40 protein-coding genes are annotated in these 23,011 nt (G+C 31.8%); all 40 read left to right on the top strand.

What is annotated here, in order from left to right; all coding sequences use genetic code 11:
• Window positions 1–73, top strand: a 73-nt coding sequence (locus RGC78_RS11975) for an EF-Tu C-terminal domain-related protein (protein ID WP_491536911.1), incomplete at its 5' end; no start/stop codon positions are given.
• A 476-nt stretch (window positions 74–549) separates the two neighbouring features.
• Window positions 550–858 (top strand): 30S ribosomal protein S10, encoded by a 309-nt coding sequence (rpsJ, locus tag RGC78_RS11970; RefSeq protein ID WP_002582605.1) that lies wholly within the window; start codon window positions 550–552, stop codon window positions 856–858.
• A gap of 70 nt (window positions 859–928) precedes the next feature.
• Window positions 929–1,558, top strand: a complete 630-nt coding sequence (gene rplC / locus RGC78_RS11965; RefSeq protein WP_252214997.1) for a 50S ribosomal protein L3 — start codon at window positions 929–931, stop codon at window positions 1,556–1,558.
• Between the two features lie 25 nt (window positions 1,559–1,583).
• On the top strand, window positions 1,584–2,204 hold the full coding sequence (gene rplD, locus RGC78_RS11960) for a 50S ribosomal protein L4 (RefSeq protein ID WP_252215000.1): 621 nt from the start codon (window positions 1,584–1,586) through the stop codon (window positions 2,202–2,204).
• Entirely contained in the window at window positions 2,204–2,500 is a 297-nt protein-coding gene (gene rplW / locus RGC78_RS11955) for a 50S ribosomal protein L23 (RefSeq protein ID WP_012423941.1), read from the top strand. The genes rplD and rplW overlap by 1 nt, the downstream gene beginning before the upstream one ends.
• Before the next feature lie 58 nt (window positions 2,501–2,558).
• Window positions 2,559–3,392, top strand: a complete 834-nt coding sequence (gene rplB, locus RGC78_RS11950; protein ID WP_252215003.1) for a 50S ribosomal protein L2 — start codon at window positions 2,559–2,561, stop codon at window positions 3,390–3,392.
• A gap of 67 nt (window positions 3,393–3,459) precedes the next feature.
• Window positions 3,460–3,738 carry a 30S ribosomal protein S19 gene (gene rpsS, locus RGC78_RS11945; RefSeq protein ID WP_003373804.1) on the top strand — a complete coding sequence of 93 codons (279 nt, stop codon included), beginning with the start codon at window positions 3,460–3,462 and terminating at the stop codon, window positions 3,736–3,738.
• Between the two features lie 20 nt (window positions 3,739–3,758).
• Window positions 3,759–4,094 carry a 50S ribosomal protein L22 gene (gene rplV, locus RGC78_RS11940; protein WP_252215007.1) on the top strand — a complete coding sequence of 112 codons (336 nt, stop codon included), beginning with the start codon at window positions 3,759–3,761 and terminating at the stop codon, window positions 4,092–4,094.
• A gap of 18 nt (window positions 4,095–4,112) precedes the next feature.
• Window positions 4,113–4,778 (top strand): 30S ribosomal protein S3, encoded by a 666-nt coding sequence (gene rpsC / locus RGC78_RS11935; protein WP_252215010.1) that lies wholly within the window; start codon window positions 4,113–4,115, stop codon window positions 4,776–4,778.
• 17 nt (window positions 4,779–4,795) lie between these two features.
• A complete protein-coding gene (gene rplP, locus RGC78_RS11930) occupies window positions 4,796–5,230 on the top strand; it encodes a 50S ribosomal protein L16 (protein ID WP_252215013.1) in 435 nt (144 codons plus the stop codon).
• Complete coding sequence (rpmC, locus tag RGC78_RS11925) at window positions 5,230–5,442, top strand: 50S ribosomal protein L29 (RefSeq protein WP_012423239.1); 213 nt, start codon at window positions 5,230–5,232, stop codon at window positions 5,440–5,442. The genes rplP and rpmC overlap by 1 nt, the downstream gene beginning before the upstream one ends.
• A 23-nt stretch (window positions 5,443–5,465) precedes the next feature.
• On the top strand, window positions 5,466–5,720 hold the full coding sequence (rpsQ, locus tag RGC78_RS11920) for a 30S ribosomal protein S17 (protein ID WP_252215016.1): 255 nt from the start codon (window positions 5,466–5,468) through the stop codon (window positions 5,718–5,720).
• A gap of 28 nt (window positions 5,721–5,748) precedes the next feature.
• Window positions 5,749–6,117: a 50S ribosomal protein L14 gene (gene rplN, locus RGC78_RS11915; RefSeq protein WP_003373072.1), complete on the top strand. Its 369-nt coding sequence runs from the start codon at window positions 5,749–5,751 to the stop codon at window positions 6,115–6,117.
• Between the two features lie 15 nt (window positions 6,118–6,132).
• On the top strand, window positions 6,133–6,447 hold the full coding sequence (rplX, locus tag RGC78_RS11910) for a 50S ribosomal protein L24 (RefSeq protein WP_252215018.1): 315 nt from the start codon (window positions 6,133–6,135) through the stop codon (window positions 6,445–6,447).
• A gap of 23 nt (window positions 6,448–6,470) precedes the next feature.
• Window positions 6,471–7,010, top strand: a complete 540-nt coding sequence (gene rplE, locus RGC78_RS11905; RefSeq protein ID WP_003374539.1) for a 50S ribosomal protein L5 — start codon at window positions 6,471–6,473, stop codon at window positions 7,008–7,010.
• Between the two features lie 16 nt (window positions 7,011–7,026).
• Window positions 7,027–7,212, top strand: coding sequence for a type Z 30S ribosomal protein S14 (locus tag RGC78_RS11900; RefSeq protein WP_003372253.1), 186 nt, complete (start codon window positions 7,027–7,029; stop codon window positions 7,210–7,212).
• A 32-nt stretch (window positions 7,213–7,244) separates the two neighbouring features.
• A complete protein-coding gene (gene rpsH / locus RGC78_RS11895) occupies window positions 7,245–7,643 on the top strand; it encodes a 30S ribosomal protein S8 (RefSeq protein ID WP_003372441.1) in 399 nt (132 codons plus the stop codon).
• A gap of 72 nt (window positions 7,644–7,715) precedes the next feature.
• Window positions 7,716–8,258, top strand: coding sequence for a 50S ribosomal protein L6 (gene rplF, locus RGC78_RS11890; protein WP_252215020.1), 543 nt, complete (start codon window positions 7,716–7,718; stop codon window positions 8,256–8,258).
• Between the two features lie 18 nt (window positions 8,259–8,276).
• A complete protein-coding gene (rplR, locus tag RGC78_RS11885) occupies window positions 8,277–8,636 on the top strand; it encodes a 50S ribosomal protein L18 (RefSeq protein ID WP_003369785.1) in 360 nt (119 codons plus the stop codon).
• Between the two features lie 19 nt (window positions 8,637–8,655).
• Entirely contained in the window at window positions 8,656–9,153 is a 498-nt protein-coding gene (rpsE, locus tag RGC78_RS11880) for a 30S ribosomal protein S5 (RefSeq protein ID WP_003373238.1), read from the top strand.
• Between the two features lie 11 nt (window positions 9,154–9,164).
• Entirely contained in the window at window positions 9,165–9,344 is a 180-nt protein-coding gene (gene rpmD, locus RGC78_RS11875) for a 50S ribosomal protein L30 (RefSeq protein ID WP_003372301.1), read from the top strand.
• Window positions 9,345–9,367: 23 nt separating this feature from the next.
• The gene (rplO, locus tag RGC78_RS11870; RefSeq protein ID WP_252215022.1) at window positions 9,368–9,808 is read left to right on the top strand and encodes a 50S ribosomal protein L15; all 441 of its coding nucleotides are present in this window, start codon (window positions 9,368–9,370) and stop codon (window positions 9,806–9,808) included.
• A 1-nt stretch (window position 9,809) separates the two neighbouring features.
• The gene (gene secY / locus RGC78_RS11865) at window positions 9,810–11,090 is read left to right on the top strand and encodes a preprotein translocase subunit SecY (protein ID WP_252215024.1); all 1,281 of its coding nucleotides are present in this window, start codon (window positions 9,810–9,812) and stop codon (window positions 11,088–11,090) included.
• Window positions 11,091–11,115: 25 nt separating this feature from the next.
• The gene (locus RGC78_RS11860; protein ID WP_252215026.1) at window positions 11,116–11,763 is read left to right on the top strand and encodes an adenylate kinase; all 648 of its coding nucleotides are present in this window, start codon (window positions 11,116–11,118) and stop codon (window positions 11,761–11,763) included.
• 3 nt (window positions 11,764–11,766) lie between these two features.
• Window positions 11,767–12,516, top strand: a complete 750-nt coding sequence (gene map, locus RGC78_RS11855) for a type I methionyl aminopeptidase (protein WP_252215028.1) — start codon at window positions 11,767–11,769, stop codon at window positions 12,514–12,516.
• An 88-nt stretch (window positions 12,517–12,604) separates the two neighbouring features.
• Window positions 12,605–12,886 carry a KOW domain-containing RNA-binding protein gene (locus RGC78_RS11850; protein ID WP_252215031.1) on the top strand — a complete coding sequence of 94 codons (282 nt, stop codon included), beginning with the start codon at window positions 12,605–12,607 and terminating at the stop codon, window positions 12,884–12,886.
• A 7-nt stretch (window positions 12,887–12,893) separates the two neighbouring features.
• Window positions 12,894–13,112, top strand: coding sequence for a translation initiation factor IF-1 (gene infA, locus RGC78_RS11845; protein WP_002582630.1), 219 nt, complete (start codon window positions 12,894–12,896; stop codon window positions 13,110–13,112).
• 53 nt (window positions 13,113–13,165) lie between these two features.
• Complete coding sequence (gene rpmJ, locus RGC78_RS11840) at window positions 13,166–13,279, top strand: 50S ribosomal protein L36 (protein WP_003373491.1); 114 nt, start codon at window positions 13,166–13,168, stop codon at window positions 13,277–13,279.
• A 205-nt stretch (window positions 13,280–13,484) separates the two neighbouring features.
• Window positions 13,485–13,853 carry a 30S ribosomal protein S13 gene (gene rpsM / locus RGC78_RS11835; protein WP_003372942.1) on the top strand — a complete coding sequence of 123 codons (369 nt, stop codon included), beginning with the start codon at window positions 13,485–13,487 and terminating at the stop codon, window positions 13,851–13,853.
• 19 nt (window positions 13,854–13,872) lie between these two features.
• Window positions 13,873–14,265: a 30S ribosomal protein S11 gene (gene rpsK, locus RGC78_RS11830; RefSeq protein ID WP_252215034.1), complete on the top strand. Its 393-nt coding sequence runs from the start codon at window positions 13,873–13,875 to the stop codon at window positions 14,263–14,265.
• Window positions 14,266–14,291: 26 nt separating this feature from the next.
• Complete coding sequence (rpsD, locus tag RGC78_RS11825; protein WP_252215036.1) at window positions 14,292–14,912, top strand: 30S ribosomal protein S4; 621 nt, start codon at window positions 14,292–14,294, stop codon at window positions 14,910–14,912.
• Window positions 14,913–15,023: 111 nt separating this feature from the next.
• Window positions 15,024–15,971: a DNA-directed RNA polymerase subunit alpha gene (locus RGC78_RS11820; RefSeq protein WP_252215040.1), complete on the top strand. Its 948-nt coding sequence runs from the start codon at window positions 15,024–15,026 to the stop codon at window positions 15,969–15,971.
• A 12-nt stretch (window positions 15,972–15,983) separates the two neighbouring features.
• The gene (gene rplQ / locus RGC78_RS11815) at window positions 15,984–16,325 is read left to right on the top strand and encodes a 50S ribosomal protein L17 (protein WP_252215042.1); all 342 of its coding nucleotides are present in this window, start codon (window positions 15,984–15,986) and stop codon (window positions 16,323–16,325) included.
• A 254-nt stretch (window positions 16,326–16,579) separates the two neighbouring features.
• A complete protein-coding gene (locus tag RGC78_RS11810; RefSeq protein ID WP_252215045.1) occupies window positions 16,580–17,431 on the top strand; it encodes an energy-coupling factor transporter ATPase in 852 nt (283 codons plus the stop codon).
• On the top strand, window positions 17,416–18,282 hold the full coding sequence (locus RGC78_RS11805; RefSeq protein WP_252215050.1) for an energy-coupling factor transporter ATPase: 867 nt from the start codon (window positions 17,416–17,418) through the stop codon (window positions 18,280–18,282). Before RGC78_RS11810 ends, RGC78_RS11805 begins: the two co-directional genes overlap by 16 nt.
• An 85-nt stretch (window positions 18,283–18,367) precedes the next feature.
• Window positions 18,368–19,171, top strand: coding sequence for an energy-coupling factor transporter transmembrane component T family protein (locus RGC78_RS11800; RefSeq protein WP_252215052.1), 804 nt, complete (start codon window positions 18,368–18,370; stop codon window positions 19,169–19,171).
• Window positions 19,172–19,187: 16 nt separating this feature from the next.
• The gene (truA, locus tag RGC78_RS11795) at window positions 19,188–19,922 is read left to right on the top strand and encodes a tRNA pseudouridine(38-40) synthase TruA (RefSeq protein ID WP_252215054.1); all 735 of its coding nucleotides are present in this window, start codon (window positions 19,188–19,190) and stop codon (window positions 19,920–19,922) included.
• 158 nt (window positions 19,923–20,080) lie between these two features.
• The gene (gene rplM, locus RGC78_RS11790; protein WP_252225154.1) at window positions 20,081–20,515 is read left to right on the top strand and encodes a 50S ribosomal protein L13; all 435 of its coding nucleotides are present in this window, start codon (window positions 20,081–20,083) and stop codon (window positions 20,513–20,515) included.
• 27 nt (window positions 20,516–20,542) lie between these two features.
• Window positions 20,543–20,935 (top strand): 30S ribosomal protein S9, encoded by a 393-nt coding sequence (gene rpsI / locus RGC78_RS11785; protein WP_090090856.1) that lies wholly within the window; start codon window positions 20,543–20,545, stop codon window positions 20,933–20,935.
• Window positions 20,936–21,264: 329 nt separating this feature from the next.
• Entirely contained in the window at window positions 21,265–22,878 is a 1,614-nt protein-coding gene (locus RGC78_RS11780) for a Na/Pi cotransporter family protein (protein WP_434062237.1), read from the top strand.
• The last annotated feature ends 133 nt before the right edge of the window (window positions 22,879–23,011 follow it).

The following is a 23,011-nucleotide window of genomic DNA, read 5'->3' as shown; positions in this document are numbered from 1 at the left end:
AGGATTAAGATTTGCGATCAGAGAAGGCGGAAGAACTGTAGGTTCAGGAGTTGTTACTAAGATTAACGCTTAATTTTAATAATTATTATAAATTCTAATTAGAATAATGAATAAGGTAGAGAAAAGACGTTTTCTCTACCTTATTTTTATATTTAAAGATAAAAAATAAAAAAACTAATATAAGTAATATAATACAATAAATAAATAAAATAAATATATTGAAATTTATAAGAAATACTATTAGAATAATAAAAGAAACGAAAACGAAAAAAGCAAAAATATTAAATGAGTAAAAACTTGAAGAAAAGTATAAAAAAAACTTGAAAAATATTTTTAATGATAGTATAATGAAGAAGTTGCATAGCATACAGCGATGAATCAAGAGGTTGCCGGACTTCCGGGTAATTCTTGATGAGTAGTTTGGATCTAGAATCCGACGACAGGGATTGTATAATTTTGTGGCGAGTGATGAAACACCCGGTGCAGTTTATAGAATAACCGCTGTTGTGCGTTAGAAGTAAAGCGTACATGAAAAGGAGGGAAACCATAATGTCAAAGCAAAAAATAAGAATCAGATTAAAAGCTTTTGATCATACAATATTAGATCAATCAGCTGAGAAAATTGTAGAAACTGCAAAAACATCAGGAGCTAAAGTAGTAGGACCAGTTCCACTACCAACTGAAAAAGATGTTGTTACAATATTAAGAGCGGTTCACAAATATAAAGATTCAAGAGAACAATTCGAAATAAGAACTCATAAGAGATTAATCGACATAGTTAATCCATCACCTAAGACTGTTGATGCATTAATGAGATTAAATCTTCCAGCAGGTGTGGATATAGAAATTAAATTATAAGCTGGAAAATAAAAAAATGAACTATTATGATTGGAAACAGTCCGCTAATTAGTTTGGGAGGTGTAAATACATGAAAAAAGCTATAATAGGTAAGAAAATAGGGATGACTCAAATCTTCAATGAAGCAGGAAAAGTTATTCCAGTTACAGTAGTAGAAGCTGGTCCATGTGTTGTTGTTCAAAAGAAAACTGTAGAAAAAGACGGTTATGAAGCAATACAAGTTGGTTTTGGTGATATAAGAGAAAAATTAGTTAACAAGCCAGCTAAAGGACATTTTGAAAAAGCAGGAGTTGTTTTAAAGAGAACTTTAAAAGAATTCAGACTTGAAGATGTAAGCCAATATGAAGTTGGTCAAGAAATCAAAGCTGATGTATTTGAAATTGGAGACAAAATTGACGTATCAGGAGTTTCTAAAGGTAAGGGATTCCAAGGTGTTATCAAAAGATGGAACCAACAAAGAGGTCCTATGACTCATGGTTCTAAGTTTAAAAGAGCACCAGGTTCAATGGGAGCTTCATCAGACCCATCTAGAACATTCAAAAATAAGAGAATGCCTGGACATATGGGTTCTGTTAATACAACAGTAATGAACTTAGAAATAGTTAAAGTAATAGCTGAAAAGAACTTATTATTAATAAAGGGTGGAATCCCAGGACCTAACAAAGGTACAGTAGTAATAAGAAACGCAGTTAAAGCTTAATTTCTGAAGGAAAGGAGGAGACATAATGCCTACAGTAGGGTTATTTAATCAAGAAGGAAAACAAGTTGGAGATATCCAATTAAATGCAAACGTATTTGAAGTGGAAGTAAATAAACACGCATTACATCAAGTAGTAGTTGCTTTATTAGCTAATAAGAGACAAGGAACTCAATCAGCTAAGACTAGAACTGAGGTAAGAGGAGGCGGAATCAAGCCTTGGAGACAAAAAGGTACTGGTAGAGCAAGACAAGGTTCTATTAGAGCACCTCAATGGATCAAAGGTGGTATTGTATTCGCACCAAAGCCAAGAGATTACAGAGTTTCAATTCCAAAGAGCATGAGAAGAGTTGCTATGAAGTCAGCATTAACTAGCAAAGTTAACGATGGACAAATGGTAGTTTTAGAATCATTATCTTTTGAAGCTCCAAAGACTAAGCAATTTATAGAAATGTTAAATGCATTCAATGCAAAGAAAACATTAATAATAACTGCTGAATCAAACGAAGCTGTATATAAATCAGCAAGAAATATTCAAGGGGTTAGTGTTATCCCAGTAAACAACATCAACGTATATGATTTATTAAAATTTGAAAAATTAATCATAACTAAAGATGCTGTATCAAAAATTGAGGAGGTGTACGCATAATGAAATTAACAAGCCATGATATAATAAGAAAGCCTGTTATCACTGAAAAGAGTATGGCTGCTATGGCAGAAAAAAAGTACACTTTCATGGTTCACGTAAATGCTAATAAGTCTCAAGTAAAGAGAGCTGTGGAAGAAGTTTTTGATGTTAAAGTTAAAGACGTTAACACTATAAACGGTTTAGGAAAAACTAAAAGAATGGGCGTACATGTAGGAAAGAGATCTGACTACAAGAAAGCTATTGTTACATTAACTGAAGAAAGCAAAGCTATAGAATTCTTCGACGGATTACAATAGTATATTAAGGCCATTATTGGTGAAATGCCAGAAAAGCTGAAAAAAGGAGGGAATTGTAATGGCAGTTAAAAAGTTTAACCCGATTACACCATCAAGAAGACAAATGACTATGCCTACATTTGAAGAAATAACTTCACAACAACCGGAAAAGTCACTTCTTGTATCATTAAAGAGTAAAGCAGGTAGAAATGCTCAAGGTAAGATTACTGTAAGACACCGTGGCGGCGGAGTTAAGAGAAAATACAGAATCATAGACTTTAAAAGAAATAAAGATTCAATTCCAGCAAAGGTTGCAACTATAGAATATGATCCAAATAGATCAGCTTATATTGCACTTGTTGTTTACACAGATGGAGAAAAAAGATACATACTTGCTCCAGCAGGATTAAATGTTGGTGATGTTATAGTATCAGGTCCAGATGCAGATATCAAAGCAGGTAATGCTCTTCCATTAAAGAACATACCAGTTGGTACAGTTATTCATAATATCGAATTACAAAAAGGTAAGGGTGGTCAATTAGTTAGAGCGGCTGGTAATTCAGCACAATTAATGGCTAAAGAAGGAAACTACGCAACTTTAAGATTACCTTCAGGTGAAATGAGATATGTAAGAATAGAATGTAGAGCAACAATCGGAACAGTGTCTAACCCAACAAACGATATAGTTAATATCGGTAAAGCTGGTAGAAAAAGACATATGGGATGGAGACCTACAGTTAGAGGTTCTGTTATGAATCCTAACGATCACCCTCACGGTGGTGGTGAAGGTAAAGCACCAGTTGGTAGACCAAGTCCAGTTACTCCATGGGGTAAACCAGCACTTGGATACAAAACAAGAAAGAATAAGAAATATTCTGATAGATTTATTATCAAGGGTAGAAACGCTAAGTAGTTTGAAGAGAAATTTTTATTCTCTTCTAGCTTATTGTTACTAAGGTTTATGAAGGGAGGCAATATTAGTGAGTAGATCAACAAAAAAAGCACCTTTTGTGCATGAAGGACTTTTAAAGAAGATAGAAGAAATGAATGCAAGTGGAGATAAGAAAGTTGTTAAGACTTGGTCAAGAAGTTCAACAATCTATCCACAAATGATAGGTCATACAATTGCAGTTCATGACGGAAGAAAACATGTTCCAGTTTATTTATCAGAAGATATGGTTGGACACAAGTTAGGCGAGTTCGTATTAACTAGAACTTATAGAGGTCATGTGGCAGATAAAACATCAAAAAGAAAGTAGCCTGGAAAGGAGGAACATAAATGGAAGCTAGAGCTATAGCTAAATATATTAGAATGTCTCCAATGAAAGTTAGAGTAATTCTTGATTTAATAAGAGGAAAACAAGTTAAAGAAGCTTTTGCTATTTTAGAATATACTCCAAGAGAAGCAGCAGTAGTAATTAAAAAAGTTTTAAAATCAGCTGTTGCAAATGCAGAAAATAATTTAGAATTAAATGCTGACAACTTATATGTTTCAGAAGCTTTTGTTGGTGAAGGTCCAATACTTAAGAGATTCAGACCAATGGATCACGGTAAGGCATTCAGAATCAACAAAAGAACTAGTCATGTAACAGTAGTTGTAAAAGAAAGAGCTTAAAGAAGGAGGGAAAGTTAAGTGGGTCAAAAAGTACATCCTCACGGTCTTAGAGTAGGCGTTATCAAGGGATGGGATGCAAAGTGGTATGCTAATAAAAAGGACTTTGCTGACAATCTTATAGAAGATAACCAAATTAGAAAATTTGTTAAAAAAGAACTTTTCTCAGCTGGGATTTCTAAAATAGAAATCGAAAGAGCTGCTAAAAGAGTTAAATTAAATATATATACTGCTAAACCTGGTGTCGTAATAGGAAAAGGTGGATCAGGAATTGAAAGTTTAAAAAAGAAATTAACTAATTATATTAGTGGAAAAAATATACTAATAAATATAGTTGAAGTTAAAAGTGTAGAAGCTGAAGCACAATTAATGGCTGAAAACATAGCTGCACAATTAGAAAAGAGAATTTCATTCAGAAGAGCTATGAAGCAAACAATGCAAAGAGCTATGAGACATGGAATAAAAGGTGTAAAAACTTCTTGTTCAGGTAGATTAGGTGGAGCTGAAATAGCAAGAACTGAACACTATCATGAAGGAACAATCCCACTACAAACATTAAGAGCTGATATCGATTATGGATTTGCTGAAGCAAATACAACATATGGAAAAATCGGAGTTAAAGTTTGGGTTTATAATGGTGAAGTTCTTCCAACAAAGAAAGTAGAAAAGGAAGAAGCTAACGCGTAAGAAAGGAGGAATAGATCATGTTAATGCCTAAAAGAGTAAAGCATCGTAAGGTACAACGTGGTAGAATGAAAGGTAGAGCTACAAGAGGTAACTTCTTAGCTTATGGAGATTTTGGTCTTCAAGCTACAACTTGTGGATGGATAACAAGCAATCAAATCGAAGCTGCCAGAATTGCTATCAACAGATATATAAAAAGAGGAGGAAAACTTTGGATAAAGATTTTCCCAGATAAACCAGTAACAGAAAAACCAGCTGAAACAAGAATGGGATCAGGTAAAGGATCACCAGAATATTGGGTAGCTGTTGTTAAACCTGATAGAGTAGTTTTTGAACTATCTGGAGTTACTGAAGATGTGGCAAGAGAAGCAATGAGACTTGCATCACATAAACTTCCTGTAAAAACTAAGTTTGTTACAAGAAGAGATTTTGAGGAAATGGGTGGTGAAAAATAATGAAGGCTAGAGAATTAAAAGAATTAAGATCAAGCAATCCTCAAGATTTAACATTAAAGTTAGGAGATCTTAAAGCAGAGTTATTCAATTTAAGATTTCAATTAGCTACAGGACAATTAGAAAATCCTATGAGAATTAGAGAAGTAAAGAAATCTATAGCCCAAATAAAGACCATCTTAAGAGAAGACGAAATGAGGGCATTAGAACAGTAAATCTGGAAGGAGGGTAAGCCCGAATGGAAAGAACGTTAAGAAAGAAAAGAACTGGTAGAGTTGTTTCAGATAAAATGGATAAAACAGTAGTAGTAGCTGTCGAAACTAAGGTTAGACATCCACTATACGGAAAAACAGTTAACAAGACTACAAAGTTTAAGGTTCATGATGAAAATAATGAAGCTAAAATTAATGATAGAGTATTAATAATGGAAACTAGACCTTTATCTAAAGATAAAAGATGGAGACTTGTTGAAATAGTAGAAAAAGCTAAATAGGCTTTAATACTGAAAGGAGGGTAATTGTATGATACAACCACAAACTTTACTTAAAGTTGCAGATAATTCAGGTGCAAAAGAAATTATGTGCATAAGAGTACTAGGTGGATCAAAAAGAAAATTTGGTAATATAAGTGACGTTATTGTAGCTAGCGTTAAAAGTGCAACACCAGGCGGAGTTGTTAAAAAAGGCGAGGTTGTTAAGGCTGTTATAGTTAGATCAGCAAAAGGATTAAGAAGAGCGGACGGTTCATATATTAAATTTGATGAAAATGCTGCAGTTATCATTAAAGACGATAAACAACCAAGAGGTACTCGTATCTTTGGACCTGTTGCTAGGGAGCTAAGAGATAAAGAATTTAACAAGATTCTATCATTAGCACCAGAAGTTCTATAAGAGGAGGTGTCTTACTTGAAGGTACATGTAAGAAAAAGCGATACAGTTGTAGTTATATCTGGTAAAGATAAAGGAAAAACTGGTGAAGTTTTAAAAGTATATCCAAAGACAGGAAAAGTTCTTGTTCAAGGAGTTAACATAGTTAAAAAGCATCAAAAAGCTAATAAGAGCCAAGTTGAAAGTGCTATAATCGAAAGAGAAGCAGCTATTAACAGTTCTAAGGTTATGTTATATTGTAACAAATGTAAAAATGCTACAAGAATAGCTAACAAAATATTAGATGATGGTACTAAAGTTAGAGTATGTAAGAAATGTTCAGAAACATTCTAAATTCTGAAAGGAGGTAACTATAAATGACAAGACTTCAAGAAAAATATTCAAAAGAAGTAATCCCAGCGATGATTGAAAAGTTCGGATATAAGAACGTTATGGAAATTCCAAAGCTAGAAAAGATCGTAATTAACATGGGTGTTGGAGAAGCTAAGGAAAATCAAAAAGTTTTAGAATCAGCAGTTAGTGATTTAAGTTTAATAGCTGGTCAAAAGCCAATATTAACAAGAGCTAAAAAATCAGTTGCTAACTTTAAAATAAGAGAAAATATGGCTTTAGGATGTAAAGTTACATTAAGAAAAGCAAAGATGTATGAATTTGCTGATAAATTAATGAGTATAGCATTACCTAGAGTAAGAGATTTCAGAGGAGTTTCAGCTAAAGCATTTGATGGTAGAGGAAACTATTCTTTAGGAATAAAAGAACAATTAATATTCCCAGAAATAGAATATGATAAGATTGATAAAGTTAGAGGGATGGATATAATCTTCGTTACAACAGCAAATACAGACGAAGAAGCAAGAGAATTACTTAGATTTCTTGGAATGCCATTCGCTCAATAATAAGGAGGGAAACATATTGGCACGTAAAGCTATTATTGAAAAGTGGAGTAAAACTCCTAAATACAAAACTAGAGCTTATACAAGATGTAGAATATGTGGAAGACCACATGCTGTATTAAGAAAATACGGAGTATGTCGTATTTGTTTTAGAGAACTTGCTTATAAAGGCGAAATTCCTGGTTGCAGAAAAGCAAGCTGGTAATAGACATGATGTAATGAAAGGAGGCACAAAAAATGGTTATGACAGATCCAATAGCAGATCTACTTACACGTGTAAGAAATGCTAATGCTGTAAAACACGAAGTTGTAGAAGTACCTTCTTCAAATGTAAAGAAGGCAATTACAAATATATTATTACAAGAGGGTTATATTAAGAATATTGAAGAATATAACGACGGAGTAGTACCAATGTTAAGAATTAGTCTTAAATATGGTGCGAATAATGAAAGAGTTATAACTGGTATTAAGAGAATTTCTAAACCAGGATTAAGAGTATATTGTAAAAAAGATGAAGTACCAAAGGTTCTTAATGGATTAGGAGTTGCAGTAATTTCAACTTCTAAAGGACTAGTGGTTGATAGAGAAGCTAGAAAAGATGGTTTAGGTGGAGAAGTTCTTTGCTACGTTTGGTAGTATTTAAATTTTGAAAATAAACACAAGATAGTTTCACATATAGAATTTAGAAATAATACAGGAGGTGTACTTATGTCAAGAGTTGGTAGATTACCAATAGCTGTTCCTGCTGGCATAACTGTAACTGTAACACCAGACAACGTTGTTACAGTTAAAGGTCCAAAAGGTGAATTAGTTAAAACTATGCATAAAGACATAAATATAGCAGTTGAAAACAATGAAGTAATTGTTACTAGACCAAGTGATCAAAAAGTTCATAGAGCTCTTCATGGTTTAACAAGAGCGTTAATTAATAACATGGTAATCGGAGTTAATGAAGGTTACCAAAAGACTTTAGAATTAGTTGGTGTTGGTTATAGAGCTCAATTACAAGGCAAGAAACTTGTAATGAACCTTGGATATTCACATCCAGTTGAAATCGAACCTATTGATGGAATCACATTTGAAACTCCTGCTGCAACTAAAGTAATTGTTAAAGGTATCGACAAAGAAAAAGTTGGTGCTGCTGCAGCTGATATAAGAAAATGGAGATTACCAGAACCATATAAGGGTAAGGGTATCAAGTTCGAAAACGAAGTGATCAGACGTAAAGAAGGTAAGACTGGTAAGAAATAATAGGAAGGAGTGAGCTGTATGTTCAAAAAGGTAGACAAAAAAGCAAGCAGAACTAAGCGTCACCTTAGAGTTCGTAAGAAAGTTTTTGGTACTCCTGACAGACCAAGACTTTCAGTTTTCAGAAGTGAAAAGAATATATACGCACAAATTATAGATGACGTAAATGCTGTTACAATAGTAGCTGCTTCAAGTTTAGATAAAGAATTTTCAACTAATGGTGGAAATAAAGAAGGTGCTAAACTTGTAGGTGCAGCTGTAGCTAAGAAAGCTATAGAAAAAGGAATTACTGAAGTAGTATTCGACAGAGGTGGATATGTATACCACGGAAGAGTTCAAGAATTAGCAGAAGGCGCTAGAGAAGCAGGCTTAAAATTCTAATATACAAGGAGGGAAATACATGAGAATCGATCCTAGTACACTAGACCTTAAAGAAAAGGTTGTTGATATAAACAGAGTTACTAAGGTTGTTAAAGGTGGTAGAAACTTCAGATTCAGCGCTCTAGTTGTTGTTGGAGACGAAAACGGACACGTTGGCGTTGGAATGGGTAAATCTATCGAAATTCCTGAAGCAATCAAAAAAGGAATAGAAGATGCTAAGAAAAACTTAGTAGAAGTTGCAATGTTAGGAACTACTGTTCCTCATCAAATCAACGGAAAATTTGGAACAGGTAATGTTCTAATAATGCCAGCTAAACAAGGTACAGGAGTTATTGCTGGAGGTCCAGCAAGATCTGTATTAGAATTAGCAGGTTTAAAAGATGTAAGAGCTAAATCATTAGGTTCAAATAATCCTAAAAACATGGTTAAAGCTACAATAAACGGATTAGCAAGCTTAAGAACAGCTGAAGATATAGCTAAATTAAGAGGAAAATCTGTAGAAGAAATATTAGGTTAGGAGGTATTGCAATGGCTAAACTAAAAATTACTTTAGTAAAGAGTTTAATAGGTAGAAAAAAAGAACATATCGCTACTGCAAATGCTCTTGGTCTTAGAAAGATTCGTGCTACAGTAGAACATGAGGGAACACCTCAAATTAAAGGTATGTTAAAGAAAATTGATTACCTATTAAAGGTAGAAGAAATATAAGAAAATAAGGAGGTGTGCTTAAGATGAAACTTCATGAATTACAACCAGCAGCTGGAAGTAAGAAGGCTCCAAAAAGAGTTGGTAGAGGTACAGGTTCTGGTTTAGGAAGAAATGCTGGTAAAGGTGAAAAGGGTCAAAATGCAAGATCAGGCGGTGGAGTAAGACCGGGTTTTGAAGGAGGTCAAATGCCTTTATATAGAAGACTTCCAAAGAGAGGTTTTACAAATATATTTGCTAAAAAATACGTTAGTATTAATGTTGATAGATTAAATATATTTGAAAATGGTACTGAGATAACTCCAGAAGTATTACTTGAAAGAAGAGTTGTAAGTAAGGTATTAGACGGAGTAAAAATACTTGGTAACGGAAATTTAGAAAAATCTTTAACAGTAAAAGGATGTAAGTTCTCAAAGTCTGCAATAGAAAAGATCGAAGCAGCTGGAGGAAAAGTTGAGGTGATTTAAAGTGCTTCAAACTTTACGTAACGCATTTAAGGTTTCTGAACTAAGGAAGAAATTTTTTTGGATAATCTTATTGGTTGCAGTTTTCAGGATGGGAAGTCATATTCCTGTTCCTGGAATCAATGCTGATTATCTAAAAAGCATATCCCAATCAGGCGGTTTATTAAGCTTTTATGATTTATTATCAGGAGGAGCTTTTAGTAGATTCAGTATATTTGCATTAGGCGTTATGCCTTATATTAATGCATCAATCATAATGCAATTATTAACTGTTGCCATCCCTCAATTAGAACAACTTTCTAAAGAGGGTGAAGATGGAAGAAAGAAAATTCAGAATGCTACTCGTTATGTATCACTTGGAATATCATTTATTCTAGCTTTTGGAATATATGCAACTATTTCTAATAGTGGAGCTACAGCAGGAATAAAGACTAGTGAAATGTTAGTTATAATATTTGCATTAGTTGTAGGATCAACTTTCTGTATGTGGTTAGGTGATCAATTAACTGTTAATGGAATTGGAAATGGAACTTCAATATTAATTTTTGTTAATATAGTTTCAAGAATTCCAATGACTATGGGTTCAATTGCTGCTTCTAAACAAGCAGGAAATGTGAGCATAATAGAGATCGCATTATTTGCAGCATTCTTTGTTGCATTGTTAGCTATTGTACTTTATTTCTCATTAGCTGAGAGAAGAATACCAGTTCAATATGCTGGTAAAGCTGTTGGCGGAAGTAAAATGATGAGAAATCAAACAAGTCACATACCATTAAGTATTATAGGGTCAGCAGTTATTGCAATAATATTTGCAATGTCTGTTATGGATTTCCCTAGAACAATAGCTACTTTTGTTCCGAATAAAAGTTGGGCAATGTGGATTTTAACTAATAAAACATGTGTTTTTAATTCTGAAAGTTGGATGTATGTAGTGTTATACGCTATACTTACATTATTCTTCACATGGTTCTATACACAAATAACGTTTAAGCCAGATGAAATGGCTGAAAACTTGCATAAATCTACAGGATTTATACCAGGTGTAAGACCAGGAGAAGCTACAACAAGATATTTTGAAAGAATTCTTAATAGAGTTTCAGTAATAGGTGGAACATTAGCAGCTATTTTAGCAGTAACACCAACTATAGTTCAAAATTATACAGAATTTAAAAATATATCTTTCTCAGGAACGGCACTTTTAATCATTATAGGTGTAGCATTAGATTTCAACAGACAAGTTGAATCACAAATGACAATGCGTCACTATAAAGGATTTCTAAAATAGATTAAGTAAAATGGAGATGAAGCCCGTGAAGATAGTATTACTAGGTCCTCCAGGAGCAGGAAAAGGAACACAGGCAAAATCAATTAGCAATAGATATTCAATACCCCATATTTCTACTGGAGACATTTTTAGAAAAAATATTTCTGAAAATACTCCACTTGGTATGGAAGCAAAAAGCTATATGGATAAAGGTTTATTGGTTCCAGACGAAGTAACAATTAATATGGTTAAGGATAGATTACAACAAGAAGATTGTTTATCAGGATATCTATTAGATGGTTTCCCAAGAACTGTAGCACAAGCTGAAGCTCTTAATGAGTTCCTTGAAAATAGAAACGAACAATTAGATACAGCATTATTAATTGATGTACCTAGTGAGTTTATATTAGAAAGAATGACAGGCAGAAGAGTTTGTACATCATGTGGAGGAAGTTTTCATATTAAATTTAACCCACCAAAAATTGATGGAAAATGTAACTTGTGTGGAAGTGATATCGTACAAAGAAAAGACGATACAGTTGAAACTGTAAAGGAAAGAATCGATGTATATGATAAACAAACACAACCACTAATTGAATTTTACAAGAGTAAAAATTTACTTTCAATGGTAGATGGTACAAAAGCTATTGATCAAGTATTTGAAGATATTTGCAAATTATTAGGAGAGCAATAAAACATGATTATTATCAAAAATGATGATGAAATTGCTTTAATGAGAAAAGCAGGTAGAATAGTAGCTGAAACATTATTACTATTGGAAGAAAAAATAAAGCCTGGTATAACTACTGCAGAATTAGACAGGGTAGCAGAAGAATTTATAACTAAGCATGGAGCGAAACCTTCCTTTAAAGGATTATACGGTTTTCCTTCGTCACTATGTATTTCTGTGAATGAGCAAGTAGTTCATGGAATACCAGGAAATTATAAAATAAAAGATGGTGACATAGTTAGTATTGACTGTGGAGCTTTCATTGATGGTTTCCATGGAGATGCAGCAAGGACCTTTCCAATTGGAGAAGTTACAAATGATGCTAAGAGATTAATAGATGTAACAAAAGAAAGTTTCTTTCGAGGTATAAAATATGCCAAAGAAGGAAATAGATTAGGTAATATATCACACGAAATACAAAACTACATTGAGGCAGCAGGTTTCTCAGTAGTAAGAGACTTCGTAGGTCATGGGATTGGAAGGAAACTTCATGAAGATCCCGAAGTGCCTAACTTTGGAAGAGAAGGCAAAGGAACTAAATTACTTAATGGAATGGTATTAGCCATAGAACCTATGGTTAATATGGGAAACTGTAAAGTTAAAACTTTAAGTAATGGATGGACAGTTGTAACGGCAGATGCTACTTTATCTGCACATTATGAAAATACGGTTGCAATTTTGCCAGATGGACCAGAGATATTAACACTTATTAAGTAGAAACAGAGTGTTGCTTAGTTATAAATTTGCATGATACCATTTAGTTAAGTGCTAATTTATTACTAAGGTAATCATCGAGGTGAAAATTTTGCAAAGCAATGACTTGATTGGGAAAATAGTACTTTCAAAAGCAGGAAGAGATATAGAACATTTATATGTTATTGTTAGGCAACTAGATGACAAGTATGTTTTGTTATCTAATGGAAATACAAAAACAGTAAATAAGCCTAAGAAGAAAAAACTTAAGCATTTAAATATATTAGAAAAAGTAGATGAACAACTTAAATCATCTATACAAGTATGCGATAAAAGTACTGATTTAAAAATTAAGAGATTTCTAAAACTTAGAAGCATTGTTAAGGAGGGTTGATTACCTTATGTCAAAAGATGATGTTATAGAAATGCAAGGTACAGTACTAGAATCTTTACCAAATGCCATGTTCCAAGTTGAACTTGAAAGTGGCCATAAAATTCTAGCACATATATCAGGAAAATTAAGAATGAACTTCATTAGAATTCTACCAGGCGATAAGGTTACAGTGGAGCTTTCTCCATATGACTTAACTAGAGGAAGAATTACATGGAGAGCAAAATAAGATAGAGATAATTAACTTTATATCTATCATCAGAAATATGAGGAGGGTTAGCTATGAAAGTAAGACCATCAGTTAAGCCTATTTGCGAAAAGTGCAAAGTAATAAAAAGAAAAGGAAGAGTAATGGTTATCTGTGAAAATCCTAAGCACAAGCAAAAACAAGGTTAATGATCAATTTTACAATAAACTTACATTATAAGGTTAAATAATATTGACATTTTCTTAAAAGTCAAATATGATTATATAGTCGTTTAATTAATTGCAATAGATTTTTAGGAGCGGCTGCAATAGAGAAGTCTATTGGCCTAAAATTTTTATATAATTTTTAAATCAAACTTTTATGCATTTCAATTATCAGGAGGTGTAATTTTTAATGGCAAGAATAGCAGGTGTTGACCTACCAAGAGAAAAAAGAGTTGAAATTGCTTTAACTTATATCTATGGGATAGGTTTATCAACTTCACAAAAAATCTTATCTACAACAGGAATTAGTCCTGATGCTAGAGTAAAAGATTTATCAGAAGACGAAGTAAATGAAATCAGAACTTATATAAATAAGAACTTAATGGTTGAAGGTGACTTAAGAAGAGATGTTGCTTTAAACATTAAGAGATTAGTTGAAATAGGATCATACAGAGGAATAAGACACAGAAGAGGTCTTCCAGTTAGAGGTCAAAAGACTAAAACTAACGCTAGAACTAGAAAAGGTCCTAAAAAAACAATGGCTAATAAAAAGAAATAGTAAGGAGGGAAAATAACTAATGGCTCAAAAAGTTAAGAAAACTAGAAGAAGAAAAGAAAGAAAAAATGTTGAGCATGGCGCAGCGCACATAAAGTCAACTTTCAATAATTCAATAGTTACTTTAACAGATGCAGCAGGTAATGCTTTATCATGGTCAAGTGCAGGTGCACTTGGATTCAGAGGATCAAGAAAAAGCACTCCATTTGCAGCTCAAATGGCAGCTGAAACAGCAGCTAAATCAGCTATGGAACATGGATTAAAAAGTATAGAAGTTTATGTAAAAGGTCCAGGTTCAGGTAGAGAAGCAGCTATAAGATCTTTACAAGCAGCTGGGTTAGAAGTAACTTTAATAAAAGATGTTACTCCAATTCCACACAATGGTTGTAGACCACCAAAGAGAAGAAGAGTTTAATTTAACGTAATAGGAGGTGTAATTTAATGGCAAGATATACTGGAGCTACATGCAGATTATGTAGAAGAGAAGGTATGAAATTATTCCTTAAAGGGGATAGATGTTTCACAGATAAATGTGCTTTTGTTAGAAGAAGCTACGCACCAGGACAACATGGAGCAAGCAAGAAGAAAATGTCAAACTATGGCATTCAATTAAGAGAAAAACAAAAGGCAAGAAGAATATACGGCATTTTAGAAGGCCAATTCAGAACATATTATGAAAAGGCTGAACACATGAAGGGTATAACAGGTGAAAACCTACTTAGATTACTAGAAATGAGATTGGATAACGTAGTTTACAGACTAGGTTATGGTGCATCAAGAAATGAAGCTAGACAATTAGTTACTCATGGACATTTCTTAGTAAATGGTAAAAAGGTTGACATTTGTTCATATCATGTTTCAGTTAATGATGTAATTACTGTATGCGAAAAAAGCAGATCAAGTGAAAAGTTTAAGACTTTCGTAGAAAATCCAAAAACTTTACCAAAATGGTTAGAAGCTAATGTTGATAACTATGAAGGAAAAGTTGTTACAGAGCCATCAAGAGAAGATATAGATGTGCCTGTTAACGAAACACTTATTGTTGAGTTATATAGTAAATAATATATTGAATAAAGTTATATTTGTTAGGCAAATCTATCAAATGATATGCAAATATAGAATCAGTTGCCCTCAAAATAAGGTTGCCATTTATAATATAAGGAGGGTTCGTGGATGTTAGAAATCGAAAAGCCAATAATAGAATGTATCGAAGCTAGTGAAGACGGAACTTATGGAAAATACGTTGTTGAACCACTTGAAAGAGGATATGGTATTACATTAGGAAATGCCCTAAGAAGAATATTATTATCATCTCTTCCAGGAGTAGCAACTAGTTCTGTTAAGATCGATGGAGTTCTTCATGAGTTTTCTACTGTTCAAGGAGTTAAAGAAGATGTTACAGAATTAATTCTTAATATTAAATCTTTAGCTTTAAGAATGAATGGTGAAGGCCCTAAAGTTATCTATATTGATGCTAAAGGACCAGGAGAAGTTACTGGAGCAGATATAAAGACTGACGGAGATGTCGAAGTTGTTAATAAGGATTTACATATAGCAACTTTAGATGATAATGGAAGACTTTATATGGAGTTAACAGTTAATAGAGGAAGAGGATATGTTACTCAAAATAAAAATAAGAGTGATGAATTACCGATTTCAGCAATAGCTGTTGATTCGATTTATACACCAGTAAAGAAAGTTAATTTTACAGTTGACAATACGAGAGTAGGTCAAATTACTGATTATGATAAATTAACTTTAGAAATATGGACTAATGGTACTATAAAGATTGATGAAGCTATAAGTTTATCAGCTAAAATCCTTATAGAACATTTTAAATTATTCATGTCATTAACTAATAATACTAATGATGTTGAAATAATGATAGAAAAAGAAGAAGATAAAAAAGAAAAAGTACTAGAAATGACTGTAGAAGAACTTGATTTATCAGTTAGATCATATAACTGTTTAAAGAGAGCTGGAATTAACACAGTACAAGAACTTGCTACTAAATCAATGGATGATATGATGAAAGTCAGAAATCTAGGAAAGAAATCTTTAGAAGAAGTTGAGAGAAAACTTAAAGAGTTAGGTTTATGCTTAAAACTAAACGATGAGTAAGGAGGTAAATCCATGGCAGGTTATCGTAAGTTAGGTCTACCTACAGACCAAAGAAGAGCTATGCTAAGAAATCTTGTTACAAGTTTATTAAAACACGGCAAAATCGAAACAACTGTAACAAGAGCTAAGGAAACTAGATCTCTTGCAGAAAAAATGATTACTCTTGGAAAAAGAGGAGATCTTCATGCTAGAAGACAGGCATTAGCTTTTATACAAGAAGAATTAGTTGTTAAAAATTTATTTGATAACGTAGCTCCTAAATACGCTGAAAGAAATGGCGGATATACAAGAATGTATAAAAAAGGTCCTAGAAGAGGAGACGGAGCTGAAGTAGTAATACTTGAATTAGTATAACTAATAAGGGGATTAAGTTTAAACTTAGTCCCCATTTTAACATATAAAAATATAAAACTAATATATTATAGAGTACTTTTTGTAAAATCATAGAAAAAATTTCATATTTTTTTATTGAACTTACAATATTTTATTATATAATTAACTTAGCTAATTTTATGTATATACATCAAGGTGTAATATTATGTAAAGTTTTGATTATATTTAAAGTTTTGTATAATGTATTAGTAAGTATAATTTATGGAGGTTAAACAATGAATCAGGAAATGGTTAATTGCACTGATGTATCCTTCAAATATATCAGAAATGAAGAAGGCTCAAGAGAAGAAAAATATGCACTTAAAAATGTTAACCTTAAAGTTAAAAAAGGGGAATTTTTAGTAGTATTAGGCCATAATGGATCAGGTAAATCCACTATAGCTAAACATATGAATGCATTACTTACTCCAAGTAGCGGTACTGTAATAGTAGATAGTTTAAGTACTAGTGATGAAAATAATTTATGGGAAATAAGATCTAGAGCGGGAATGGTTTTTCAAAATCCTGATAATCAATTAGTTGCAACGATTGTTGAAGAAGATGTAGCTTTTGGACCTGAAAATTTAGGCGTAGAAGCAAAAGAAATAAGAAAAAGAGTTGATGATAGCTTAGAAAAAGTTGGAATGAGTGAGTATAAAAGACATGCACCACATCTTTTATCAGGTGGTCAAAAGCAAAGAATTGCAATAGCGGGAATATTAGCAATTCAACCTAAATGTATAATTTTTGATGAGCCAACAGCTATGCTAGACCCATCTGGGAGAAAAGATGTTTTAAAAACTATAAAAGATATAAATGAAAATTATGGTATTACTATAGTTTTAATAACTCATTATATGGATGAAGCAGCTCAAGCAGATAGAATTGTAGTTATGGATGGTGGGGAAGTTAAAATGGAAGGAACACCAAAAGAAATTTTTCCACAAGTTGAAATGATGAAGAATATAGGATTGGATGTACCACAAGTTACAGAGTTAACTTATGAACTTAGAAAAGAAGGAATAGACATTCCAAAAGAAATATTAAATGTAGATGAGATGGTGAATGCGATATGTCAATTAAAGTAGAAAATTTAACACATATATATATGCCTAAAACACCTTTTGAAAAAGTTGCTTTGGATAATGTTAATATAGAAATAAAAGATGGTGAATTTGTAGCATTAATTGGACATACAGGTTCTGGAAAATCTACTTTTATTCAACATTTAAATGGTCTGCTAGAGGCTACAAGTGGAACTATAATCGTTGACGGGCTTGATATAACAAAAAAACAAATAAATCTAACTGATGTAAGAAAAAAGGTTGGACTTGTATTTCAATATCCAGAATATCAAATATTTGAAGAAACTATAGCAAAAGATATAGCTTTTGGACCTAAAAATTTAGGATTAACTGAAGATGAAATAAAAACTAGAGTAATTGAATCTATGAATATGGTTGGATTAGATTATGAGACATATAAAGACCAATCTCCCTTTGACTTAAGTGGAGGACAAAAGAGAAGAGTAGCCATAGCAGGTGTTATTGCTATGAAGCCAACTACATTAATATTAGATGAACCAACAGCGGGATTAGACCCTAAAGGAAGAGATGATATATTAGAACAAATTTCTAAACTTCATAAAGAATATAATATGACTATTATATTGGTTAGTCATAGTATGGAAGATGTAGCTAAAATAGCTGAAAGAATAGTTGTTATGAATCATGGTAAGGTTGCATTACAAGGGAAACCTTCAGAAGTATTCAAGGAAGTAGATAAATTAGAAAAGATAGGTTTAGGAGTTCCTCAAGTTACATATTTGGTAAGAGAACTTAGAAAAAAAGGGTTTAAAATATCAGATGATGTTTTTACAATAGAAGGGGCTAAAAAGGAATTACTAAGAATCTTGAAAGAAAAAAATAAATATTTATAAATTAATATTACTCTTAAATTAAGAGAGGAGGAATTTTGCCAAAGCACATATCAACTAAGTGGTTATTGGCAATAATTAAATTAGTATGTTAAAGGATATTACTATAGGACAATATATACCAGGGGAATCTTTTATTCATAAATTAGATCCAAGAACAAAGATACTGATATCAATACTTTTTATCGTATGTTTATTTATAATTAATAAATTTGTTGGATATACTTTTGTATTTTTATTTTTAGCATCAATAATATTAATTGCAAAAATTCCATTAAGATTTATTTTTAATGGATTAAAACCGGTATTTTTATTAATTGCATTAACAGCTGTTCTAAATATTTTTATGATTAAAGGTACTTCAGAAACATTAATATTTAAAGTTGGATTTTTATCTGTATATACAGAGGGGCTTAGATTAGCAGGATTTATGGCATTAAGATTGATATTTCTAATAGTTGGAACATCAATTCTAACATTAACTACATCACCTATAGAATTAACTGATGGAATAGAAAAGTTAATAAGACCTATAGGAAAAGAAATGGCACATGAGCTTGCTATGATGATGACAATTGCATTAAGATTTATTCCAACACTTATGGATGAAACAGATAAGATAATGAAAGCACAAAAAGCAAGAGGTGCTGATTTTGAATCTGGAAATATAATAAATAAAGCTAAAAGCTTAGTTCCGTTATTAGTTCCATTATTTATAAGTTCTTTTAGAAGAGCAGATGAATTAGCTATGGCTATGGAGGCTAGAGGATATAGAGGTGGAGCAGGAAGAACAAGAATGAAAGTATTAAAATTCACATCTAAGGATATAATAGCTTTTGTTGTATTTTCATTAATTATATTATGGAGTGTAGTTGTTAGGTTTATTTTATGATTTAAAGAGGAAATATATGAGAAATATAAAATTAATAATTGAATTTGATGGTACAAATTTTTGTGGCTGGCAAAGGCAAGTTAAAGATAGAACTGTCCAGGGTTGCTTAGAAAATGCTATTTTGAAGATGACAGGAGAAAAGAGTTTAACTAATGGAAGCTCTAGAACAGATGGTGGAGTCCATGCTAAGGCTATGGTAGCAAATTTCTTCACGAATAGCAGTATACCAGGTGAGAAGTTTAGAGAAGCATTAAATACTAAATTACCTGACGATATTGCAATAATAAAATCTGAAGAAGTAGATATGGACTTTCATGCACGATATTCTTCTAAAGGAAAGATGTATTCTTATACTATTGTTAATAGATATGAAAAGCTATCTTTTGGAAAACAATATGTACATCATGTTAGAAAACAATTAAATGTTGAAGATATGAAAAAGGCTTGTGAATATTTTATAGGTAAGCATGACTTTAAGGCTTTTATGTCACCAGGAAGTTCAGCCAAAACAACAGTTAGAACTATAACTGATTTTTACATAGAAGAAAATAAAAATATTATTAAAATTTTTATAAGTGCTGATGGCTTTTTGTATAATATGGTGAGAATAATAGTAGGTACATTAATTAATGTTGGAACAGGAAAAACAAAACTTGAAGAAGTTGATAATATAATAAATGATGGCATTAGAAAGAGAGCAGGAATGTGTGTGCCACCTAATGGTTTGGTTTTAGAAAAAGTTTTTTATTAAATATTGCAAAAAACATTGACACGCCCGTAAGCGTGTATTATAATAAGTTTGTTTGTTAAAAGATTTATGTATATAAGATCCACTAGCCCCGGGTCTTGACATAAAAGTGCGTACAAAAATAAAAGTATGCCATAATGTAAGTTCAGGGAGGGAAAGAGATGAAATCATACATTGCGAAAGCACAAGAAGTTGAAAGAAAATGGTATGTTGTTGATGCTGCTGGTAAGCCACTAGGAAGAGTTGCTAGCCAAGTTGCTTCAATTTTAAGAGGAAAAAATAAACCAACATTTACACCAAATGTTGATTGCGGAGATTTCGTTATAGTAATCAATGCAGAAGAGGTTGTTTTAACTGGTAAAAAGTTAGATCAAAAAATGTTAAGAAAGCATAGTTTTTATCCAGGTGGATTAAAGGAAACTCCTTATAGAGAAGTATTAGCTAAGAAGCCTGAATTCGCTTTTGAAGAAGCTGTAAGAAGAATGCTTCCAAAGGGAGTATTAGGAAGACAAATGCTAAAGAAATTAAATGTATACAGAGGTGCTGAACATAATCATGCAGCTCAAAAACCAGAAGTACTAGAATTAAAGTACTAATAAGATCTCGGGAGGAGGAAATAGAAAATGGCAAAAGTTCAATACATGGGTACTGGAAGAAGAAAGAAATCAGTTGCAAGAGTTAGACTTGTACCAGGAAACGGTAAAGTTGTTATAAATAAAAGAGAAATCGAAACATTCTTCGGTTTAGAAACTTTAAGAGTAATAGTTAACCAACCATTAGTTTTAACTGGAACTAAAGATAAGTTTGATGTTTTAGTAAATGTTCACGGTGGTGGATTTACAGGTCAAGCAGGAGCTATAAGACACGGTATAACTAGAGCATTAGTTAAATCTGATGAAGCTTTAAAACCAGAATTAAAGAAGGCTGGATTCTTAACTAGAGATCCTAGAATGAAGGAAAGAAAGAAATACGGTCTTAAGAAAGCAAGAAGAGCTCCACAATTCTCAAAGAGATAGGAATTTATATCTTGCAAAAAAAGGGGGAGGAATTATTTCTCTTCCTTTTTTTTATCTTCATTAATAAATTATAATTAAAATTTGCAATTAAATTTTATAGCAAGAAAGTATGTCATAAAAAATCATGATATACATAAGATATCTTTGTTTGAAAATTCCAAAAAGATTCAATATTATATAAAAAGATTAAATTTTATACTAAATTTAATAAAAAAATCAATTTGTATATTAAAACTAGGTTAAAAATCACTCTAAAATATTAACATAATGTAAAAAATCAGGTACACTAAAAATGTTGATAAATAAAATAAGTGAAGGGGACAAATAATTTGGAATCTATAATAATGGTTATAATAAAATTAATGGGTGGCTTAGGCTTATTTATTTATGGTATGAAATTAATGGGTGACGGGCTAGAAAATGCAGCAGGAGATGGTCTTAAAAACATTCTTGAAAAAGTAACAAGTAATCCAATATCTGCTGTTTTTATTGGAGCAGTAGTTACAGCTGTAATTCAAAGTAGTAGTGCAACTACAGTTATGGTAGTGGGATTCGTTAATGCAGGACTTATGAATTTAGCTCAAGCAGCAGGAATTATAATGGGAGCTAATATAGGAACAACAATAACAGCTCAATTGGTATCATTTAAATTAGATGAAATAGCACCTATATTTGTGTTTATTGGAGCTGCTATGGTTATGTTTGCAAGAGGAAAAAAGAGAAAAGATATTGGAAACATAGTTTTAGGTTTCGGTATACTATTTACAGGAATGGGTATAATGAGTGCTTCTATGAAACCATTAACAAATACTCCTTTCTTTTCAGATGCTATAGCATCTATTGGAGATAATTGGTTTATAGGAGTAATTGCGGGAACAGCAATAACAGCAATACTTCAAAGTTCATCAGCAACAACAGGAATATTAGTAGCATTAGCTACTGCAAATGCTATAGATATAACAGTAGCTTTACCTATTATATTTGGATGTAATATAGGGACATGTATAACAGCAATGATTGCAAGTGTTGGAACTAACAAGACAGCACATAAAGCAGCAATGCTACATTTGGTATTTAATATTACAGGTACAATTATATTCCTACCGTTTTTAGGAGTACTTGGAGATTTTGTATCTACAACTAGTACTGATGTAAGTAGACAAATTGCTAATGCTCATACAGTTTTTAATTTAGTAAATACAGCAATACTATTACCTCTTAATAAATACATAATAATTCTTATAAATAAAATAATACCAGGTGAAGATGAAATAGAGAAAAAAGGACCTAAATACATAGATAATAGACTTTTAGAAACTCCTGTTATTGCAGCAGGACAAGTTATAAAAGAAACTATAAGAATGGCTAATAAGGCTAGAAAAAATTTAGAATTATCTATGAAATCATTTATTGATAATGATGATACATTAGTTAAACAAGTTTATGAAAACGAAGAGATAATTAATATTTTGGAAGAAAGCATAACTGCATATTTAGTTAAACTTTCTAAGTGTGATTTATCAGATAAAGAAAAAGGTATAGTAGCATCTACATTCCATGTAATTATAGATATTGAAAGAATAGGTGATCATGCTAGAAATATTGCAGAATTAGCGAACCAAAAAATACATAAAAAGCTTAAGTACAGTGAAGAAGCTATAGGAGAATTATACGATATATATAATACTACAGTTGAAGCATTAGAAATTGCAATTGATTCATATGCAACAAGAGATTTCGAAAAAGCAAAAACTATTATTGAAGTTGAAAGAAAAATAGATACTTACCAAAAAACTTATAGAGACAAGCATATAAAGAGACTTTATGAAGAAAAATGTAATGCTTATGCAGGAGCTATTTTCTTAGACTTAGTTAATAATTTTGAGCGTATAGGAGATCATTCAACTAATATTGCTGAAAGTGTAATAGAAAATTATAAATAATTTTATAACACATCAAATAATAATTTTAAATATTATTTGGTGTGTTTTTTTATTCTATATTATTTGAATAAATAAAATTCATGTAACAAATAATACTCTGTATAAGAGTTTTTATTTAATGGGAGGTATCATC

It is taken from the genome of Clostridium aquiflavi (assembly GCF_031344075.1).
GTDB lineage: Bacteria > Bacillota > Clostridia > Clostridiales > Clostridiaceae > Clostridium > Clostridium aquiflavi.
Note: the sequence above shows the minus strand (reverse complement) of the source record. Positions and strands in the feature narration are given on the sequence as shown.

Excerpts from the sequence above, each read along its gene's own strand:
- RGC78_RS11810 (WP_252215045.1), top strand. The coding sequence starts at position 16,580 with ATGAATCAGGAAATGGTTAATTGCACTGATGTATCCTTCAAATATATC.
- rplO (WP_252215022.1), top strand. The coding sequence starts at position 9,368 with ATGAAACTTCATGAATTACAACCAGCAGCTGGAAGTAAGAAGGCTCCA.
- rpmD (WP_003372301.1), top strand. The coding sequence starts at position 9,165 with ATGGCTAAACTAAAAATTACTTTAGTAAAGAGTTTAATAGGTAGAAAA.
- rplF (WP_252215020.1), top strand. The coding sequence starts at position 7,716 with ATGTCAAGAGTTGGTAGATTACCAATAGCTGTTCCTGCTGGCATAACT.
- RGC78_RS11820 (WP_252215040.1), top strand. The coding sequence starts at position 15,024 with ATGTTAGAAATCGAAAAGCCAATAATAGAATGTATCGAAGCTAGTGAA.
- rplR (WP_003369785.1), top strand. The coding sequence starts at position 8,277 with ATGTTCAAAAAGGTAGACAAAAAAGCAAGCAGAACTAAGCGTCACCTT.
- rplE (WP_003374539.1), top strand. The coding sequence starts at position 6,471 with ATGACAAGACTTCAAGAAAAATATTCAAAAGAAGTAATCCCAGCGATG.
- rplN (WP_003373072.1), top strand. The coding sequence starts at position 5,749 with ATGATACAACCACAAACTTTACTTAAAGTTGCAGATAATTCAGGTGCA.
- map (WP_252215028.1), top strand. The coding sequence starts at position 11,767 with ATGATTATTATCAAAAATGATGATGAAATTGCTTTAATGAGAAAAGCA.
- rplP (WP_252215013.1), top strand. The coding sequence starts at position 4,796 with ATGTTAATGCCTAAAAGAGTAAAGCATCGTAAGGTACAACGTGGTAGA.
- rplC (WP_252214997.1), top strand. The coding sequence starts at position 929 with ATGAAAAAAGCTATAATAGGTAAGAAAATAGGGATGACTCAAATCTTC.
- rpsQ (WP_252215016.1), top strand. The coding sequence starts at position 5,466 with ATGGAAAGAACGTTAAGAAAGAAAAGAACTGGTAGAGTTGTTTCAGAT.
- RGC78_RS11800 (WP_252215052.1), top strand. The coding sequence starts at position 18,368 with ATGTTAAAGGATATTACTATAGGACAATATATACCAGGGGAATCTTTT.
- rpsK (WP_252215034.1), top strand. The coding sequence starts at position 13,873 with ATGGCTCAAAAAGTTAAGAAAACTAGAAGAAGAAAAGAAAGAAAAAAT.
- truA (WP_252215054.1), top strand. The coding sequence starts at position 19,188 with ATGAGAAATATAAAATTAATAATTGAATTTGATGGTACAAATTTTTGT.
- rpsM (WP_003372942.1), top strand. The coding sequence starts at position 13,485 with ATGGCAAGAATAGCAGGTGTTGACCTACCAAGAGAAAAAAGAGTTGAA.
- rpsJ (WP_002582605.1), top strand. The coding sequence starts at position 550 with ATGTCAAAGCAAAAAATAAGAATCAGATTAAAAGCTTTTGATCATACA.
- rplQ (WP_252215042.1), top strand. The coding sequence starts at position 15,984 with ATGGCAGGTTATCGTAAGTTAGGTCTACCTACAGACCAAAGAAGAGCT.
- rplW (WP_012423941.1), top strand. The coding sequence starts at position 2,204 with ATGAAATTAACAAGCCATGATATAATAAGAAAGCCTGTTATCACTGAA.
- rpsE (WP_003373238.1), top strand. The coding sequence starts at position 8,656 with ATGAGAATCGATCCTAGTACACTAGACCTTAAAGAAAAGGTTGTTGAT.
- rpmC (WP_012423239.1), top strand. The coding sequence starts at position 5,230 with ATGAAGGCTAGAGAATTAAAAGAATTAAGATCAAGCAATCCTCAAGAT.
- rplV (WP_252215007.1), top strand. The coding sequence starts at position 3,759 with ATGGAAGCTAGAGCTATAGCTAAATATATTAGAATGTCTCCAATGAAA.
- rpmJ (WP_003373491.1), top strand. The coding sequence starts at position 13,166 with ATGAAAGTAAGACCATCAGTTAAGCCTATTTGCGAAAAGTGCAAAGTA.
- RGC78_RS11805 (WP_252215050.1), top strand. The coding sequence starts at position 17,416 with ATGTCAATTAAAGTAGAAAATTTAACACATATATATATGCCTAAAACA.
- infA (WP_002582630.1), top strand. The coding sequence starts at position 12,894 with ATGTCAAAAGATGATGTTATAGAAATGCAAGGTACAGTACTAGAATCT.
- rplD (WP_252215000.1), top strand. The coding sequence starts at position 1,584 with ATGCCTACAGTAGGGTTATTTAATCAAGAAGGAAAACAAGTTGGAGAT.
- rpsD (WP_252215036.1), top strand. The coding sequence starts at position 14,292 with ATGGCAAGATATACTGGAGCTACATGCAGATTATGTAGAAGAGAAGGT.
- rplB (WP_252215003.1), top strand. The coding sequence starts at position 2,559 with ATGGCAGTTAAAAAGTTTAACCCGATTACACCATCAAGAAGACAAATG.
- rpsI (WP_090090856.1), top strand. The coding sequence starts at position 20,543 with ATGGCAAAAGTTCAATACATGGGTACTGGAAGAAGAAAGAAATCAGTT.
- rpsH (WP_003372441.1), top strand. The coding sequence starts at position 7,245 with ATGGTTATGACAGATCCAATAGCAGATCTACTTACACGTGTAAGAAAT.
- rplM (WP_252225154.1), top strand. The coding sequence starts at position 20,081 with ATGAAATCATACATTGCGAAAGCACAAGAAGTTGAAAGAAAATGGTAT.